Annotated in this window: 12 protein-coding genes; all 12 read left to right on the top strand. The window is 72.7% G+C overall.

What is annotated here, in order from left to right; genetic code table 11:
- Nucleotides 1-85 precede the first annotated feature (85 nt).
- Nucleotides 86-1,837, top strand: a complete 1,752-nt coding sequence (locus tag BUS84_RS31950) for an ATP-binding protein (protein ID WP_074318125.1) — start codon at nt 86-88, stop codon at nt 1,835-1,837.
- A gap of 15 nt (nt 1,838-1,852) precedes the next feature.
- On the top strand, nt 1,853-3,001 hold the full coding sequence (locus tag BUS84_RS31945; protein WP_074318124.1) for an exonuclease SbcCD subunit D: 1,149 nt from the start codon (nt 1,853-1,855) through the stop codon (nt 2,999-3,001).
- Nucleotides 3,001-5,475, top strand: a complete 2,475-nt coding sequence (locus BUS84_RS31940) for an AAA family ATPase (protein WP_074318123.1) — start codon at nt 3,001-3,003, stop codon at nt 5,473-5,475. Before BUS84_RS31945 ends, BUS84_RS31940 begins: the two co-directional genes overlap by 1 nt.
- The gene (locus BUS84_RS31935; RefSeq protein WP_244298789.1) at nt 5,438-6,490 is read left to right on the top strand and encodes a hypothetical protein; all 1,053 of its coding nucleotides are present in this window, start codon (nt 5,438-5,440) and stop codon (nt 6,488-6,490) included. Before BUS84_RS31940 ends, BUS84_RS31935 begins: the two co-directional genes overlap by 38 nt.
- An 18-nt stretch (nt 6,491-6,508) precedes the next feature.
- Complete coding sequence (locus BUS84_RS31930) at nt 6,509-7,366, top strand: spermidine synthase (RefSeq protein WP_074318122.1); 858 nt, start codon at nt 6,509-6,511, stop codon at nt 7,364-7,366.
- 126 nt (nt 7,367-7,492) lie between these two features.
- A complete protein-coding gene (locus tag BUS84_RS31925; protein ID WP_074318121.1) occupies nt 7,493-8,185 on the top strand; it encodes a sigma-70 family RNA polymerase sigma factor in 693 nt (230 codons plus the stop codon).
- Nucleotides 8,182-8,964, top strand: a complete 783-nt coding sequence (locus BUS84_RS31920) for an anti-sigma factor family protein (RefSeq protein WP_074318120.1) — start codon at nt 8,182-8,184, stop codon at nt 8,962-8,964. Before BUS84_RS31925 ends, BUS84_RS31920 begins: the two co-directional genes overlap by 4 nt.
- Before the next feature lie 204 nt (nt 8,965-9,168).
- Complete coding sequence (locus BUS84_RS31915; RefSeq protein WP_074318119.1) at nt 9,169-9,819, top strand: hypothetical protein; 651 nt, start codon at nt 9,169-9,171, stop codon at nt 9,817-9,819.
- Nucleotides 9,820-10,030: 211 nt separating this feature from the next.
- The gene (locus tag BUS84_RS31910; protein WP_143728583.1) at nt 10,031-12,091 is read left to right on the top strand and encodes a DUF6541 family protein; all 2,061 of its coding nucleotides are present in this window, start codon (nt 10,031-10,033) and stop codon (nt 12,089-12,091) included.
- A 347-nt stretch (nt 12,092-12,438) separates the two neighbouring features.
- Nucleotides 12,439-14,250 (top strand): stealth family protein, encoded by a 1,812-nt coding sequence (locus BUS84_RS31905; RefSeq protein WP_244298787.1) that lies wholly within the window; start codon nt 12,439-12,441, stop codon nt 14,248-14,250.
- Complete coding sequence (locus BUS84_RS31900) at nt 14,247-15,233, top strand: hypothetical protein (RefSeq protein ID WP_143728582.1); 987 nt, start codon at nt 14,247-14,249, stop codon at nt 15,231-15,233. The genes BUS84_RS31905 and BUS84_RS31900 overlap by 4 nt, the downstream gene beginning before the upstream one ends.
- A complete protein-coding gene (locus tag BUS84_RS31895) occupies nt 15,230-18,067 on the top strand; it encodes a Stealth CR1 domain-containing protein (protein WP_074318116.1) in 2,838 nt (945 codons plus the stop codon). Before BUS84_RS31900 ends, BUS84_RS31895 begins: the two co-directional genes overlap by 4 nt.
- The last annotated feature ends 31 nt before the right edge of the window (nt 18,068-18,098 follow it).

The following is an 18,098-nucleotide window of genomic DNA, read 5'->3' as shown; positions in this document are numbered from 1 at the left end:
CGTCGCATGGCGACCTGTCGTACTCCTCGGGCAGGATGCACGTCATGCGCCTCGACCGTGAAGCCCGACCGACCGGAGTCGCCCGATGACCGACGCCGGCCTCGACAGCCCGGGCGAGCCGGTCGGCCGGGTGCTGGGCACCGCCGACGCCACCCCGTTGCAGTTCTGGACGGCCGTGGCCCCCGGCAGCTACCTCCAGCTCGACGACGTGGTGGTGACGCGGCGTGAGCTGCCGGACCGGGAGCCGGTGACGATCGCCGGGGTGGTCACCCAGGTCCGGGCCCGGCACGAGGGCGCCCAGTTCGACTCCGACGTCTTCGCCATCGCCGACGGCACGCTCCCGGCGCAGGTGCAGGAGGCGGCCGAGGTGACCACCACCCGGGTCGACCCGGAGTTCTACGTGCCGCCGACCCCGGGGGCGGTGGTGCACCGCGCCGAGGGCGACGCGCGGGCCCGCGCGCTGCACTTCGACCGGATGGAGCGGCGAATCCCGATGGGGATGGGTCGCGACGGGGTGCCGGTCTACCTCAACGCCGACTTCCTCGACGGCAGCCGGGGCGCGCACGTCTCCATCTCCGGCATCTCCGGGGTGGCCACCAAGACCAGCTTCGCGACCTTCCTGCTCTACTCGGTCTTCCGCTCCGGGGTTCTGGGCGGCGACGCGGTCAACGCCAAGGCGCTGATCTTCAACGTCAAGGGCGAGGACCTGCTCTTCCTCGACCACCCCAACACCCGGCTCGACGAGCCCACCCGCGCGGCGTACGCGAAGCTCGGCCTGACCGCCGGCGCCTTCCCCGACGTGCGGGTCTACGCCCCGCCGCGGGTCGGCGACTCGGCCGGCACGCCGGACGTGAGCAGCCGGCTCACCGGCGTCGACGCCTTCTACTGGACGCTGAGCGAGTTCTGCGCCGACCGACTGCTGCCGTACGTCTTCGCCGACGCCGACGACGAGCGCCAGCAGTACACGATGGTCGTCCACTCGGTCACCGCGCACCTGGCCCGCTACGCCCAACCCGCCGACGGTGGGGTGAGCATCGACGGGGTCCGGCTCGGCTCCTACGGCGACCTGGTCGACCACATCGTCGACCAGCTCAACGACGACGAGACCCGCTCCGACTGGGCGGGCAGCGCGGTCGGTCTGGGCACCGTCAACGCCTTCGCCCGGCGGCTGATCGGCAGCAAGAAGGACCTCGCCCGGCTGATCCGTGGCGACCTGGCCACCCGTCGCCCGCACTCGATCAACACCAGCGAGTCGGCACAGGTCACGGTGGTCGACCTGCACAACCTGCCGGACCGCGCCCAGCGGTTCGTGGTCGGTGTGACGCTCAAGAGCGAGTTCGAGCGCAAGGAGAAGTCCGGCACCGCCAAGCCGCTGCTCTTCGTCGTCCTCGACGAGCTCAACAAGTACGCCCCCCGCGAGGGCTCCTCGCCGATCAAGGAGGTGCTGCTGGACATCGCCGAGCGAGGCCGCTCGCTCGGCGTGATCCTGATCGGCGCCCAGCAGACGGCGAGCGAGGTGGAGCGGCGGATCGTCACCAACTCGGCGATCCGGGTGGTCGGCCGGCTCGACCCGGCCGAAGCCTCCCGCCCCGAGTACGGTTTCCTGCCGCCGGCGCAGCGGCAACGGGCGCTGCTGGCCAAGCCGGGCACCATGTTCGTCAACCAGCCGGACATCCCGGTGCCGCTCTGCCTGGAGTTCCCGTTCCCGGCCTGGGCCACCCGGGTCTCCGAGGCGGGCCGCGCGCCGTCGGAGACGCTGCGTTCGATCACCCAGTCCGCCGACCCGTTCGCCGTCGTGGGCTCTGGCGGCGGCACCGACGACGACATCCCGTTCTAGGGGGCCGGCACAGCCATGAAGATCCTGCACACCTCGGACTGGCACGTCGGCAAGGTGCTCAAGGGGCAGTCCCGGGCCGAGGAGCACAAGGCGGTGCTGGCCGGGGTGATCGACATCGCCCGGGCCGAGCAACCGGACCTGGTCATTGTCGCCGGTGACCTCTACGACACCGCCGCGCCCACCTCCGAGGCGACCCGGCTGGTCACCCGGGCGCTGACCGCGCTGCGCCGCACCGGCGCGGACGTGGTCGCGATCGGCGGCAACCACGACAACGGCCCGGCGCTGGACGCGCTGCGGCCGTGGGCGGAGGCCGCCGGCATCACGCTGCGCGGCGGGGTACGCGAAAACCCGGACGAGCACGTGATCGACGGCACCACCGCCGGTGGCGAGCGGTGGCAGCTGGCCGCGCTGCCGTTCCTGTCTCAGCGGTACGCGGTGCGCGCGCTGGAGATGTACGAGCTGACCGCCGCCGAGGCCAACCAGACGTACGCCGACCACCTGGGCCGGGTGCTGGGTCGACTCACCGAGGGCTTCACCGAGCCGGACCGGGTGCACCTGGTCACCGCGCACGTCACCGTGACCGGCGCGACCACCGGTGGCGGCGAGCGGGACGCGCACACCGTGCTCGGCTACGCCGTGCCGGCCACCGTCTTCCCGGCCACCGCGCACTACGTGGCACTGGGCCACCTGCACCGGGCGCAACGGGTCATCGGCCCCTGCCCGGTGCGCTACAGCGGCAGCCCGCTCGCGGTGGACTTCGGCGAGCAGGAGAACGTGCCCTCCGTGACGATGGTCGAGGTGACCGCCAGCACCGCCGCCCGGGTCCGCGAGGTGCCGGTGACCGCGGCGAGCGCGCTGCGCACCGTGCGGGGCACCCTGGCCCAGCTCGCCGAGCTCGAGGCGCCGGACGCCTGGCTGCGGGTGTACGTGCGGGAGCAGCCCCGCGCCGGCCTGCGCGAGGAGATCCAGGAGCTGCTCCCCCGTGCCCTGGAGATCCGGATCGACCCGGAGCTGCTCGCCGCGCCGGGCAGCGGCGCGCGCATCGCGCAACGCTCGGGGCGTTCGCCCCGGGAGTTGTTCGCCGACTACCTGGACAGCCGGGGGCACGCCGACGAGGGTGTCCGGGAACTCTTCGACGAGCTCTTCGAGGAGGTCGAGCACTGATGCGTCCGATGCGGTTGGACATGGCCGGGTTCACGGTCTTCCGGGACGAGACCACCGTCGACTTCACCGACGCCGACTTCTTCGCCCTGATCGGCCCGACCGGTTCGGGCAAGTCCACCGTGCTGGACGCCATCTGTTTCGCCCTCTACGGCACGGTGCCCCGCTGGGGCGGCACCCGAGGGTTGGCCAACGCGCTCGCGCCGTCGGCGACCGAGGCCCGGGTTCGGCTGGTCTTCGAGTCCGGCGGCGCCCGGTACGTGGCCACCCGGGTGGTGCGCCGGGACGGCCGGGGCAACGTCAAGACCGCGAACGCCGGGTTGCAGCTGATGCCGGCCGGCTTCGACGTGACCAAACTGGACACCGGCCTGAGCCCGGAGGACCTCGGCGAGGTGGTGGCCGGCACCCCCGCCGAGATGGAGCAGGCGGTGCTGGAGGCGGTCGGGCTGCCGTACGAGCAGTTCACCAGCTGTGTGGTGCTGCCGCAGGGGCAGTTCGCCGACTTCCTGCACGCCAAGCCGGCGACCCGGCAGCAGATCCTGGTCAACCTGCTCGGCCTCGGCGTCTACGAGGACGTGCAGAAGCGGGCGACGGCGCGCGCCGCGCAGGCGGAGGCCCGACTGGACGCCGTCGACCAGCTGCTCGCCGGGCTGACCGGCGTGGACGACGAGGCGCTGGCCGAGGCCGACGCCCGGGTCGGCCGGATGACCGAGCTGGCCGCCGCGGTGACCGCGGCCGTGCCGGAGCTGGCGGCGGCCCGGGCCACCGCGCGCGAGGCGGCGGCGGCGCTGACCGCCCTCGACGACGAGCTCACCGTGCTGACCGGCGTGCGCGCGCCGGGCGGCGTGGCCGAGGTGGCCCTTGCCGTGACCGCGGCGCGGGCCGAGGCCGAGGCGGCGGCCACCGGCGTGTCGCTGGCCGAGGAGCGGGAGGAGAAGCTGCGCGGCGAGCTGGCCGGCGCCGGGGACGAGAGCGCGCTGCGGCTGCTGCTGCGGGCGTACGACGACCGCGACCGGCTGACCGGCGAGGCCGAGACGGTCCGCGCGACGGTGACCGCGGCGAACGACGAACACGCCGCGGCGGTGGCGGCGCTGGCGGCCGCCCGCGCCGACGCCGAGCGGGCCGAGGCGGAGCTGGAGGCGGCCTTCCGGGCGCACGAGGAGGCGAAGGCCACCGACCTGGCGGTCAGCCTGCGGGTGCACCTGCATCCGGGCGCCGCCTGCCCGGTCTGCACGCAGCCGGTGGCCGAGGTGCCGGCGGTGCCGGCCGACTCGGCGGTGGCCGCCGCCACGGCGGCCGGCAAGGCGGCGCGGGCCGCCACCAAGGCCGCCCAGGTGGTCGTGCAGCAGCGGGACGCGGCGGCACGCGACCTGGAACGGCTGCTGGTGCAGGCCCGGGCCCGGCAGGAGCATCTGGACGCCCGGCTGGCCGAGCTGGCCGGGCAGCTCTCCGGGGCGGCCGAGCCGGCGGTGTTGCGCCGGGAGCTGGCCGAGCATGCCCGGCTGCGGCGCGCGCTGGAGGAGGCGGCGACCGCCGTTCGGGCCGGCCGGGACGCCGCCCGCCAGGCCCGCGCCGGGGTGGACGCCGCCGAGGAGCGGCTGCGGGCGGCCTGGCGGGGCTTCGACACCACCCGTGACGGGCTGGCCCGGTTCGGCCCGCCCGCGACCGACCGGGACGATGTCGCCGCCGCGTGGGCGGCGCTGACCGGCTGGGCGGCCACCGAGGCGGACCGCCGCCGCGCCGACCGGGCCGGCCGGGCCGCCGTGGTCGCCGAGGCCGAGGCGGCGGCCGACGCGGTGCAGCGGAGCATCGCCGGCATCTTCGCCGCCGCCGACGTGCCCGTCGCGGACGACCCGGTGCACGCCGCGACCGTGGCGGTGGAGCGGGCCGAGGCCGAGCGGCGTCGGCTACGGGAGCGCCGCGAGCAGGCTGGGACGCTGCGCGAGCAGCGCGCCGGTCACGAGCGGGAGGCGCAGGTGGCCCGCGCGCTGGCCGGGCACCTGCGGGCCAACAACTTCGAACGGTGGCTGCTGGCCGAGGCGTTGGACCTGCTGGTCGACGGCGCGTCGGGGATCCTGCGGGAGCTCTCCGGCGGGCAGTACGAGCTGGTGCACGACAAGGGTGAGTTCTTCGTGGTCGACCACCACGATGCCGGGTTGCGCCGGGGCGTGCGCACGCTCTCCGGCGGCGAGACGTTCCAGGCGTCGCTGGCGCTGGCGCTGGCGCTCTCCGAGCAGCTGGCCGGGATGTCGACCACGGCGGCGAGCCTGGAGTCGATCGTCCTGGACGAGGGCTTCGGCACGCTGGACGCGGCCACCCTGGACACGGTGGCGGCCACCCTGGAAAACCTGGCCGCCCGGGGCGACCGGATGGTCGGCGTGGTCACCCACGTGCCGGCGCTGGCCGAACGGATTCCGGTCCGTTTCGAGGTGCGCAAGGATGCCCGCTCGGCGCGCGTGGAACGGACCGGCCGGTGAGCGCGAGGAGCGCAGCGCGGCGGAGCCCCGCAGCCGCGAACGCAAGGGCCACTCGGTGAGCGACGCCGCGTTCTTCGTCGACTCGTGGGACCCGGCGTACGGGGCGTCGTTCGAGGCCTCCGCCGCCGGGCCGGCCGCACCGAGCAGCGCGCAGGTCGACGCGGACGTGGAGCTGCCGGCCGTGGACTGGCGGGCGATCGGGGTACGGCCGGGCGTGCGGGCGCCGGACGTGGTGCTGCTGGTCGACGGGGTACGCCGCATCGACGCGAGCATCTGGACGGCCGAGGCCGACGGCGGGTCGTTCCCCGGGCTGGCCGCCTCGTACGCGGCGGGGGTGGTCCGCTGCGACCTGGGCCAGGGTGCGGCGCAGCTGGCCGGCACCCGGGTCGGCCGGGGCCTGTTCACCGCGAGCCCGTCGGCGCAGGACGTGGTGGCGGGGGCGATCCGCTACCCGGTGCACCGGGTGGGCGGCACCGGTGAGCTGGCCAAGCTGCCGGCGGCCGTGCAGGGCCCGCTGACCGCGTTGGAGGTGGCGGTCTCCGACGCCGCCCGGGTCGACGGCGACCTGCTGGTGGTGGACGGCCCGTTGCGCAGCCGGCGGCAGTTGCCCCGCACGCTGGGTTACATCAAGACCCAGCACAGCCAGTACCTGGACGCCCGGCTGACCGCGGTGGTGACCGGTCTGACGCCCGGTGAGCGCTCGCCCGTGTTCCGGCTGGGCACGGCGTGGGGCGGCTGGTCGTGGTACTTGCGGCTGCCGGTGGCCGTCGGCGCACCGTGGGCCGGCATCGTCCGGGTCGAGTGCTCCGCGGACCTGCCCGTCGAGGCGGCGATCGAGCTGGCCGACCTGTCGCTGGTCACCCTGCCCCGGTTCGCCTCCACCCCGTACAAGGACCCGCGGGCTCCGCAGAACCTGATCCCGATCGCCGGCCTGGAACGCCGGCTGCGGGCCCTGCTCGGCGACTCCCGGTTGCTGCACCGCGCGCTGACGGCCGCGGCCCGAGCGGCCCGCTGACCGCGGATACTGGTCGAGATGGGACGCAAGCGGGCGGGTGACCGGGTGGTCGAGCAGGTGGACACCGGGCAGGCCGAGCTGATCCCGGATCCGGACCGTCCCGGCTCGTGGACGCTGCTGCTGGACGGCGCGCCGCAGTCGCACGTCGACCTGAACGATCCCACCCATCTGGAGTTCGAGTACGTCCGGCGGCTGGCCGCGGCGATCGACCTGATCGCGCCGGCCGGCGAGCCGCTGCGGGTGCTGCACCTCGGCGGTGGGGCGTTGACGCTGCCCCGGTACGTCTCCGCCACCCGGCCCGGCTCCACGCAGCGGGTGTCGGAGGTGGACGGGGCGCTGGTGGAGCTGGTCCGCCGGGCGCTGCCGTGGCCGGCCGATGCCCGGCTGCGGGTCCGGGTCGAGGACGCCCGGGCCGTGCTGGCCGCCACCCGGGACGCCAGCTACGACGTGGTGGTCGCCGACGTGTTCGCCGGCGCTCGCACCCCGGCCCACCTCACCTCAGTGGAGTACGCGGCCGAGGTGGCCCGGGTGCTCCGCCCGGCGGGCTGGTACCTGGCGAACCTCGCCGACGGCCCGCCGCTGCGGCACGCCCGTGGGCAGGTCGCCACGGTCCGTTCGGTGCTGCCCCGGGCCTGCCTGGTCGGGGACGCGGCCGTGCTGCGCGGGCGTCGGTACGGCAACCTCGTGCTGGTCGCCGGGCGGACGACGCCGCCGGTGGCCGAGCTGACCCGGCGGGCTGCCGGCGACTGGTTCCCCGGCCGGGTGGTGGCCGGCGACGAGCTGGACCGCTTCGCCGGCGGCGCGCCCGTGGTGCGGGACGCCGACGCCACCGGCTCCGACCCGCCACCGCCGGGCCTGTTCTCCGTCCGCCGCTGACCGGCTCACCGAGCGGTATCGCAGAACTTTTTTCGCGGTTTGTTGATCCGCTCGGGGCGGCGCTGCGTACCACCGGGCGGCCCGCCTGGTGGGCGGCGTTGGTCAACGGACATCCCGGAGGTCTGCATGCATGCGGTGGCGGCCGGTTGGCATGGCGATGCGATTCGCGCGGACTGGATGTCCGCACGGTCCTCGTCGCGGCCGACGTCGTCTGCCCGGAGGGTCGACGCACGATCGACCTCTCGCCAGAATGGTCCGGTGACGCCGCGACCGGCGCCCGGGCGCCATCAGGCGACGTCAACCGAGGCGAGCCACTCCGACCAGTTGATCCGGCTGCTCTACGCCGAGCACGCCGGCCCGTTGCTGATGTTCGTCATGCGGCTCACCGGGGGGGACCGGCAGCGCGCGGAGGACATCGTCCAGGAGACGCTGCTGCGGGCCTGGCGCAACGCGCACCGCCTCGGTGCGCAGGGGCAGGGCTCGTTGCGGCCGTGGCTGGTCACGGTGGCCCGCCGCATCGCGATCGACGAGCACCGCAGCGAGCAGGCCCGGCCGCCGGAGACGTACGACCGGGACCTGACCGCGTTCGCCGAGGCGGACAGCACCGACCGGGTGCTGCGCACCATGACCGTGGCGGACGCCCTGCGTACGCTGAGTCAGTCGCACCGCGAGATCCTGATCTCGACGTACTTCCGGGGGCGGACGGTGCCGGAGGCCGCCGAGGAGTTGGGGCTTCCACTGGGCACCGCCAAGTCGCGGGTCTACTACGCGCTGCGTGCGCTTCGCACGGCTCTGCAGGAGCGGGGGGTGACAGAATGAGCCGGCCAGACCACATGGACGTCGCCGCGTACGCGCTGGGCGTCCTCGACGAGCAGGACACCGAGCGGTTCGAGGAGCATCTCGCCACCTGCTGGGCCTGCGCCGCCGAGCTGGAGACGATGGTGCCGGTCGTCGGGCTCCTCTCCGGCATCGACGGCGAGACGATGATGGCGTTGGAGCAGACCGCGACCGATCCGGCGCTGCTGGACCGGACGTTGGTCGCGGTCCGCGCCGACCGACGACGCACCCGGTTCCGCCAGTTGCTCGCCACCGCCGCGGCGGTGGTGGTCTTCGGTGGCCTGACCGGGCTCGGCTTCGTGAGCGTGACCGACGATGAACCGCAGGGGGTGCTCGCCGAGCCGACGTTGAGCGCGCCGGGGAACGAGCCGCCGACGAGCGCGCCGACCGGGGCGCCGTCCGGCCCGGGGGTCGGCGGCAACGAGGTGGAGGGTGACCAGTTCGACGCCACCGACCCGACCACGGGCGTGCAGACGACGATGTTCCTGGCCACCAAGGATTACGGCACCCGGATCAATTTCAGCCTTCAGCGACTGCCCGGCCCGCGGACCTGCCGTCTGGTGGTGGTTCGCAAGAACGCGAGCACCGAGGTCATTTCGAGCTGGTTGGTGCCGGATGGCGGCTATGGCACCAACACCCGTCCGCAGGGTCTCGAACTGAGCGCCTCGACGTCGGCTCCGGTGGCCGACATCAAGGAGCTCCAGGTGCAGTCGGTGGACGGCAACGGGGTGGCCAGCCCGCTGGTCACGGTGCCCATGTAGGTTCGCGTTCCGCATCGGCGCCGGCCATTATGACAATGGTCGGCGCTGATGGTCGTTTTCGGGGATCCGTTCCGCGTACGGGCACACGTACGGGTGCCCGGATCGGTTCAATCAATTCACGTGAAATTGACCACTGTTACTCCTTCAACCTTGACAGCTCTCCTCCCGTACCTATGAGTGAACTGCCAAGAATGAGGAGGGCACGTGGCACAGATGAAGCGGACCGTCATCGTCGCGAGCGCGATGGTCGCACTAACGGCCTGCGCTCCCGCGGGTTACGACGGGGCGAACTCGAGCGCGGCCGAGCCGGTCGCCGTCGCCGCGGCCGAGCCCACCGCGGCGGCTGAACCCGAGGCCTCGGCGTCCGCAGAGGCTCCCGCCGCCGACGCGCCGCCGCCCGCGGACGTCGACCTGACCGAGCAGTTGATCGGCAAGAAGGTTGCCCGGATGGGCAGCGTGGTCACCGACCAGGACGGCTGGATCCTGTACCGCTTCGACAAGGACACCGCCGACCCGCCCGCGTCGAACTGTGTGGACAAGTGCGCGCAGGTGTGGCCGCCGGCGCTGACCGACGGCAACCCGCAGCTCACCGGCGTCTCCGACGACAAGGTCGGCAGCGTGACCCGCCAGGACGGCACCCGCCAGCTCACCGTCGGCGGCTGGCCGGTGTACCGCTACATCGGGGACAAGAAGCCCGGCCAGTGGAAGGGCCAGGCCGTCGGCGGCACGTGGTTCGTGGTCCAGCCGGACGGCAAGAAGAACCTCAGCTGCCTGCCCACGTCGACGCCGAAGGCGGTCGCCCCGCCGGCGGACAGCGGGTCGAACGACGCGGGCAGCTCCGGCTACTCGTACTGAGTCCAGGCGCCACCAGAATGCGGTGGTCGGTCGCAGCCGGGGAGGGCGCGGCCGGCCACCGTCGTGCTGAGGGACCTTCGGGCTCAGCGGCATCGACCGTCCCGACGGCGGCGCCAACACTCGGCAACAGGCGGGTACCGCCCACCGTCCTCTGTTCCGGTACTCTTCCGGCCGCTGCGGCTGTGCGGCGACCCACGGGAGGGAACCAATCTTGACCACACTCATCGCCCTTCTCGTGGCCGTCGTGCCTGGGGCGCTGCTCGGCTTCGCGCTTCCGCCGGGGCGGTACCGCTGGGTTGCCTGGGCGGCCGCCCCCGCCCTGACCCTCGGCCTGATCGCGCTGGCGATGGCCTGGCTGCCCGCGCTCGGGCTGCCCGACAGCGCCTCGGCGGCGCTCGTCGCGGAGCTGCTCGTGGCCGGCGCCGCGGTCGCGCTCTCCCGGCTGCTGAGCCGGCGCAAGGCCGGCAACCAGCAGCCGACCGCCGAGCGTTGCGCCGACGACACGAACGGCGACCAACGCCGCTCACTGGTGTCGCGCTTCCGGATCCGGCCCGTCCTGCCGCGCCGCGCCGACCTGATCGCCGTCGCCGTGCCGTCGGTGGTGAGCGTTGCGTACGGCTGGGCGATGGTGGGGCGACTCGTCGCCACTCCCGGCTGGGACGCGATGAACCACGGGTACATGGCGAGACGCATTCTGGACACCAACAGCGTCGACATTCCCTCGGTGTGCAGTTCGGGTTCGACCGACACGGTCACCTCGTGCGAGTTCTATCCGCTGGCGGAGAACGTCGCCTGGGCGCAGGCGACCCACCTGTCCGGCGGGTTGCTGAGCACGACGATGACCGCGTGGGCGATCGTCATCGGGCCGCTCGCCCTGGTCGCCGGCATCTACGCCGCCGTCCGGATCCTCCGCGGGGGACCGGTGATCGCGGCCGCCGCCGCCACCGCTCCGGCCTTTTTGGGCCCGATGTGGACCTCACTGATCACCGGTCGGGTCAACGAGCAGACCGCTCCCTGTCTGGCCGGTGGGGTCGCCCTGCTGCTCGCACTCTCCCTGCGCGGCCCACACCCGGTACGGCTGGGTCTGCTGGCCGGCCTCGGGGGCGCCGGCATCGTGATGATGCACTCGTACGACGTCCTCTTCGTCGGCGTGCTCGCGAGCGGTTTCCTCCTGGTGGTGCCGGGGGCCCTGACCTGGCGCCGCAGCGCGGTGGGCATCGGCGCGGCCGCCGTCGCGGGCCTCGTCCCGATCCTGCCCCTGATCGGCGTCATCCTGGGCGCCGGCGGTGAGCGGATCACCGAGCCGCCCGACCTGCTCGGCCAGTGGGGCAAGGCGATCGAGTACTGGGTCACCGATCCGCAACGCTACGTGCTGTGGGGCTTCCCGGGGCCGGGCAACAATGCCCAGCTCGACGGGCTGGCCGTTCAGGTCGGCGTCTGGATCGTCATCGCCTGCCTGCTCGCGTCTCCCCTGTCGCTGGTGCTGCCGCAGGTGCGCTGGGCCCGCCCGTGGCTGCTGGCCGGCGTGCTGTTCACGCTCCTTGGGATCTGGACCGTCGCGTCGGGCTCGTCGGCCGCACAGGCCCTGGCCGGCCTCTGGTACGGCGACGCCGAACGACCCCGTTCGATGATCTTCCCGGTGTACGGGGTGCTCACCGTGGCGGGCGCGACCGTCATCGGGTTGGGAGTCCAGTGGCTGCTCGTGCGGCTCGTCGCCCGTGCCGGGACGCTGCGCGGATCCGCTGTCCCCGCCGCGGTCGCGGCCTCGGTCGTGGTGGCGAGTCTGGCGTCGCTCGCCTTGGTGCCCGACACGTGGCGTCCGCTGCGGAAGACGATGGTGCAGCGGGCGCCGGTCGGGCAGGAGTACGTCCGGACCTTCGAGTGGCTGGCCGAGCACACGCCGCCGGACAAGGTGGTCGCTTACGACCGGCACCGGCAGTTCATGTCCTGGGCCCACGCCGACTACGGCGTCCCGACGCTGTTCGGGATCCCGCCGCTCGAGAAGGTGGGCCGGGAGAACTACACGGACCGGTGGCGGGCGTTCAGCTGGCTGGTCAACCAGAAGAAGGCGCCGAAGAACCAGGGCTGCACGGTACGCCGGTTCGGTATTGAGTACGTGGTGGTGGGCGGCCGCGACTACAAGGGCTGGCGGGCGAACTACGAGCAGAAGCGGCTCGACGACAGCAACCGGGTGACCCTGGTCCACCGGGAGGGCCACGTGCGGATCTACCAGGTCACCGATGCGGGGCGGGCCTGTTCGTCCGCCCAGTGACGTTTCGCCGTCGGCACCGACGGTACGTCGTGAATGGTAAATGGCACCATTTGCCCGATGTAATCCGAACGGACAGTTGCCCCGAGGTGAGGAGAGGGTGTTCCGGCGGAGATCGCACTGGTACCTTTCCGCTGCGCGACCGGCGTGGTGAGCCGGCCGCCCGTGCGGCATGCCCGCACAGTGCCATGGGACGACGCCGACCGCTCACCGGTCGACGACAGGAAACGGGGGCAAGGCGTGGGACGCAGGGTGATCTTTGCCCTTCCGCGGTCGGAACGGAGTGGCCCGGCCCGCCCGCGCCGCCGGATCGCGAGTGACGCGCGGACGCGTCGGAACGGCGGTCGAGCATGATGCTGCGCCCTCACCGGGTGGTGCCGAAGGCGTACCGGGACAAACTCATCCAGCTCGTGCCGCCTCAGCGGCAGCTCTGGCTCGTCCGTCGGTTGACCCAGGTCACCGCCGCCCGCCGATCCCGGACCGCGCCCGGTGAGGTGCGTCAGGTCCGGGATGTCGACGGCCACCGGGTGCATGCCCGGGTCGTCGAGGAGGCGACGCCGCTGGCCCTGCGGCAGCGCAACCTGGACCTGGTCACCCGGGCGCTCGACGAGGCCGGGATCGACGGTTTCCACGTACGGCACGCCGACGACCTGCGCAGCGCGATCGCCGTGCCGCGCAAGCACAGGGCGAAGGTGCTCAAGGTGCTCGCCCGGGCCATGTCGACCGACGGGGTCACCCTGCGTTTCGTCGACGCCGGCCGCCGCGAGGTCAGCGCCAGCCACCGCGACGCCATCGCACAGGTCTTCCACGCGGTCACCGACCCCTTCGGTCACACCGTCCTCGGCAGCGCCTTCGCCTGCGAGGTCGAGTTCTGGCGTACGGTCGCGCCGCCGGAGAAGCCCGAGGCGGACCTCGTAGCGCCGCGCGGCAACCAGGTCGCCACTGCCGTGCCGGAGACGGGCGAGACGATCCGCGTCCCGGCGTCCCAGCTCAGCCGCTTCGTGCCGGCCGGTGGACCGGCCACCTACCGCACCCGGGCCGAGTTCGCCGGCCTCGGCCACGAGCACATCACCTTCCCGATCGACCTCGTCTACACCTGGGTCGACGGTGACGACAGCGACTGGCAGACCCGGAAGAACGCGGCCCTGCGCGAGCACGGGCAGGCCGAGATCAATCTGGTCGGCGCACACGCCTCCCGCTACGCCAGCCGCGACGAGCTGCGGTATTCACTGCGCTCGGTGGTGTCGTTCGCGCCGTGGGTCCGACAGATCTACCTGGTGACCGACGACCAGGTCCCGCCGTGGCTGGACGTGGAGCACCCGATGGTGCGGGTGGTGCGCCACCGCGAGATCTTCGGTGACACCGGCCAGCTGCCGACCTTCAACTCGCACGCCATCGAGTCCCGGCTGCACCTCATCCCGGGCCTCAGCGAGCACTTCATCTACGTCAACGACGACATGTTCTTCGGGCGCCCGCTGCTCCCGACCACGTTCTTCCACGCCAACGGCATCGCGAAGTTCTTTCCGTCGCCGGCCCAGTTGGACGTCGGCCCGGCGACCGTCTACGACGCACCGGTGACCGCGGCCGGCAAGAACAACCGCCGGCACATCGAGGAACGGTTCGGGCGCACCATCACGCAGAAGATGCGGCACGTCCCGTACCCGTTGCGCAGAAGCGTGCTGGAGGACATCGAGCGGCACCTGCCGGCCGAGGTGGTGGGCACCGCCGGGCATCAGTTCCGGCACCCGAAGGATCTCTCGATCCCGTCCTCGTTGCAGCACTACTGGTCGTTCTTCTCCGGTCAGGCGGTGCCCGGGTCGATCCGCTACACGTACGCCGACCTGGCCGACCCGTCCACCCCGGTGAAGCTGGCCACCCTGCTGGCCCGGCGGCACTGTGACGTGTTCTGCCTCAACGACACCGACTCGGGCGAGGTCCTCCTCTCCGAGCAGCTCGCCATGCTGACCGACTTCCTTTCGGCGTACTTCCCGTTCCGGGCGCCGTTCGAGCTCCCGGCCGAGGTCGAGGCGGAGCGGGCGCGGATGACGGCGACGGCGCGGGCCGCGACGTACCTTCCGCAGGCCGCCGCGGTCACCGGTGAGCAGGCCCCCACGCCGGGCGGCGTCGACGGGACGACCGACGAACCCGAGTGGGTCCGATGAACCCGGCCAACCGGATGGCGCAGCCCCGCCTGCTGCAGGCGATGTACGGTGCCCGCCGCCGCGCCGGTCTGGTCACCGACCGGCTCGTCGAGCGGGTCACCCGCCTGCGGCACGACCCGGTGGCCGGGCTGCCGCCGGCCGACTGCGACTTCTTCGCCGTACTCGACGGGCGCACGCTGCACGTGCACGCGGTGCTGCCGGCCGGCACCGAACCGACCGACCGGGCCGAGATCTTCTTCGTCCGCGACGGCGACACGCTCCGCTGCCCGGCGAGGGTCCGGCGGGAGGCCGGTCGACTCGCCGTGGAGGCGGTGGCCCGTCTCGGTGACTCCACCGACGAGATTGCGCTGAGCAAAGGCACCTGGTCGGTGGGGCTCGCGGTGGACGCCGGCCCGGCGGGTGAACGTCGCTTCTCCCTGACGGTCGAGGAGACCCCGGATCGGGACGGACCGACCGTGGGCAACCCGCCGCACCCGGTGTCCGGCTGGCTGTACCGGCCGGGGCGCAGCGGCGACGGGCTCGCACAGCTCACCGTCACCTCCGCGCGCGCCCGGGCCGAGGTGGTCCAGCTCGCGACCGGCCACGCCGAGGCCCGGATCCGGGCCCGGTTCGTCGGCGTACGGCCGCAGGACGCTCCGGCGATCGTCTTCACGCCGCGGGGCGGTGGCGCCGACGTGGTCGTGCCCATCGCGCCGGTCGGCGACGACTTCGAGTTCGTCGTACCCCTCGCCGACCTGGCGCCGGACCAGCTGGGCGAGGAGGTCATCTGGGAAGCGTGGGTGCGCACCTCGGCCACCCGCATGGTCCGGCTCGGCCGGTTCCTGCACGACCTCACCGACCCGCGTACGGTCCTCCGCGTCAGCCGGGCCGTTCTGCCGCTCAACGGCGACCAGTTCGTTGGTTACCGCCCGTACTACACCGCAGCCGGCAATTTGGCGGTGGCCTGCCTCCGCTTCACACGTTTCACGGGGACCCCGAGTTGAAGATCACATTCCTCCTGCTGACCGCCGATGCCATGGGCGGCACGGAGCGCGCCATCCTCACGCAGGCCGACCACCTCGCGCGACGTCACACGGTCGAGGTGATCAGCGTCTACCGCACCAGCGACGAGGGCTTCTTCCAGGCCGACGAGCGGGTACGGATGCGGTACCTCGTCGACCTGACCGGCCCGGCCCCGCGGCCGACCCGCCCGACGAGCGTCGACGACGAGGCGTACGCGGCGCTGTACCGCAGCCCGAGCCGGTTGATGCCGGCCCGGTGGGAGAAGCAGGGCAGCCGCCTGGCCGACCTGGAGATCGACCGGGCGCTGCGGTCGCTCGACACCGACGTGCTCGTCTCCTCCTCGCCGGCGCTGATGGCCATGGCCACCACACTGGCGCCGCCGTCCGTGGTCACGGTGCATCAGGAGCACCGGCCGTCGCAGTTGCGGGGCGGAACCGGCGAGCCGCTGTTCCAGTTCGCCCCGCGACTGGACGCGCTGGTGGTACTGACCGACCGCACCCGGGACTGGTTCGTCGACACCTTCGCCTCGTCCTGCCCGCGGATCGAGGTCATCCAGAACAGCATCCCCGACGGGTTCCGTCCTCGGTCCACCCTCCGCAACCCGGTGGTGAGCGTGGCGGGCCGGATGGTGCCGGAGAAGCGCATCGACCACGCCATCCGCGCCTTCCGCACGGTCGCCGACACGTACCCGGAGTGGACGCTGCGGATCTTCGGCGACGGCCCGCTGCTCGGGGAGATGCGCGGCCTCGCCGCCGACCTCGGTCTGAGTGACAACGTGCAGGTTCTCGGGCCGACCAGCCGGATGGTCGAGGAGTGGTCGAAGACCAGCATCGCGCTGCTCTCCTCGCGCGACGGTGAGGCACTGCCGCTGGTGCTGCTGGAGGCGTTCGCGGCCGGCGTGCCGGCGGTGGCGTACGACATCCAGACCGGTCCGGCCGAGATCATCACCCACGGCGCGAATGGTTTCCTGGTCAGCTCGGGCGACATCGACGGTCTGGCCGACGCGATGATGAGGCTCATCGCGGATGATCGCCTGCGGCAGGACTTCGGCGCCAGCGCCCTGCGCGCCGCCGAGGACTACCGCATCGATCCGATCATGCACCGCTGGGAGCAGCTCTACGCGGACCTGATCGCGGGGCGTGCCGAGGGCGAACAGGCGCGTGCCGACCGGCTCGCGGCGTGGATCGGGCGCACCGGCGGAGCCGGCTTCGCTCCCGCCGCTCCCCGTCCCGCTCAGGTCACGAGCGGGTTGGACGTGGCGGCCGTCGAGGAGCGCATCCAGGAGACCGTCGCGGGGCTGGTCCGCTCCGGTGGCCGCCTCAGCGTCGTCCGGGACGACCTGACGCCCGCCGACGCCGCCCACGAAAACTTCACCGCGGTGACCGATCTCCTCTGGAGACATGGCATCTCCTACTGGGTGGCGCGCGACCACGGCGTCCGACACCGGGTGGTGGTCGCCCCGGAGCATCGCGACGCGGTGTTCGCCGCCCTCGCGGAGGAGTTCTCCGCCGCGCCCTTCTACGCCGAGACCCTCACCACGGGCGCCAAGGTCACGGCCGTGACCCTCGCCGCGTGCCTCACCAGCGAGAGTCGGGCCGCCGAGGCCATCGGCCTGCGGCTGTTCCAGCCGGTGGTGTCGTCGTCGCGGACCCTCCGGTACGGGCCCGCGCTCGGCTGTGACGTCGAGTTCTGGACCCCGTCGCAGGACGGCTCGGCGCTGGTCGCCACCCGCCCCACACTGCTCGGCCCCAGCGTCCCGGTGGCGGCCATGACACCGGCCACCCTGACCGTGCGGGGGCGGGAGCATCCCACCATCGAGCCCTTCACCCATCGACTCGTATCCGATGTGGACTTCCCGGTCGACGTCGTCTACACCTGGGTGGACGGCGACGACCCGCAGTGGCGCGCGGCCAAGGACCGGGTCCTCGCGGAGCTGGGGCGGGAGCCGCTCGCGGCGGCGGACGGGTCGGCCCGTTTCCGGGACCGCGACGAGCTGCGCTACTCGCTGCGCTCCATCGACATGTACGCGCCGTGGGTCCGCAACATCTACGTGGTGACGGCGGGGCAGACCCCGACCTGGCTCGACACCGACCACCCCCGGGTCTCCGTCGTCGACCACCGCGAGCTGTTCGGTGGACGCGGCACCCTGCCGACGTTCAACTCACACGCCATCGAGTCGCAACTGCACCACATCGACGGCCTCGCCGAGCAATTCATCTACTTCAACGACGACTTCTTCCTGGGCCGCCCGATCCGGCCGACGCTGTTCTTCGATCCGACCGGCCTGGCGAAGTTCTTCCTGTCGCCGACGCCGATCCCGATGCTCGACGTGGCGGCGGAGGACGACTTCAACTTCAGCGCGGCCAAGAACAACCGCCAGCTGATCCGGAACGCGTTCGGTCGTACGCTGACCCATGGCCTGCTGCACGCGCCCTACGCGATGACCCGCAGCGTCGCCAACGACCTGGATCGGCAGTTCGCCGACGACGTGAAGCTCACCGCCGCGTCCCAGCTGCGGTCCCACTCGGACGTCTCGGTCGCGTCCTCGCTGCACCACTACGTCGGCTACCTCACCGGGCGGTCCGTGCCGGGCAGCATCCGGATGAGCTACGTCAACACTGGCGAGCCGTTGGAGCACCCGCAGCTGACCCAGATCATGACGACCCGGAGCTACGACTCGTTCTGCCTGAACGACACCCACCACGGTCACCTCGACGCGGCGGAGCAGGGCCGGATCGTCATGACCTTCCTCGAGAGCTACTTCCCCGTGGCCAGTCAGTTCGAGCGGGGCAGCATCCGCAACCGGGCCCGCTGAGCGGGGCCCCTGTCGAGGTCCCCGCTCAGCG

The organism is Micromonospora cremea (assembly GCF_900143515.1).
GTDB lineage: Bacteria > Actinomycetota > Actinomycetes > Mycobacteriales > Micromonosporaceae > Micromonospora > Micromonospora cremea.
This window is presented reverse-complemented; position numbering and strand designations above follow the sequence as displayed.

Bases quoted from the DNA above. Each gene is read 5' to 3' on its own strand.
- BUS84_RS31950 (WP_074318125.1), top strand. From the start codon at position 86: ATGACCGACGCCGGCCTCGACAGCCCGGGCGAGCCGGTCGGCCGGGTG.
- BUS84_RS31945 (WP_074318124.1), top strand. From the start codon at position 1,853: ATGAAGATCCTGCACACCTCGGACTGGCACGTCGGCAAGGTGCTCAAG.
- BUS84_RS31940 (WP_074318123.1), top strand. From the start codon at position 3,001: ATGCGTCCGATGCGGTTGGACATGGCCGGGTTCACGGTCTTCCGGGAC.
- BUS84_RS31935 (WP_244298789.1), top strand. From the start codon at position 5,438: ATGCCCGCTCGGCGCGCGTGGAACGGACCGGCCGGTGAGCGCGAGGAG.
- BUS84_RS31930 (WP_074318122.1), top strand. From the start codon at position 6,509: ATGGGACGCAAGCGGGCGGGTGACCGGGTGGTCGAGCAGGTGGACACC.
- BUS84_RS31925 (WP_074318121.1), top strand. From the start codon at position 7,493: ATGCATGCGGTGGCGGCCGGTTGGCATGGCGATGCGATTCGCGCGGAC.
- BUS84_RS31920 (WP_074318120.1), top strand. From the start codon at position 8,182: ATGAGCCGGCCAGACCACATGGACGTCGCCGCGTACGCGCTGGGCGTC.
- BUS84_RS31905 (WP_244298787.1), top strand. From the start codon at position 12,439: ATGATGCTGCGCCCTCACCGGGTGGTGCCGAAGGCGTACCGGGACAAA.
- BUS84_RS31900 (WP_143728582.1), top strand. From the start codon at position 14,247: ATGAACCCGGCCAACCGGATGGCGCAGCCCCGCCTGCTGCAGGCGATG.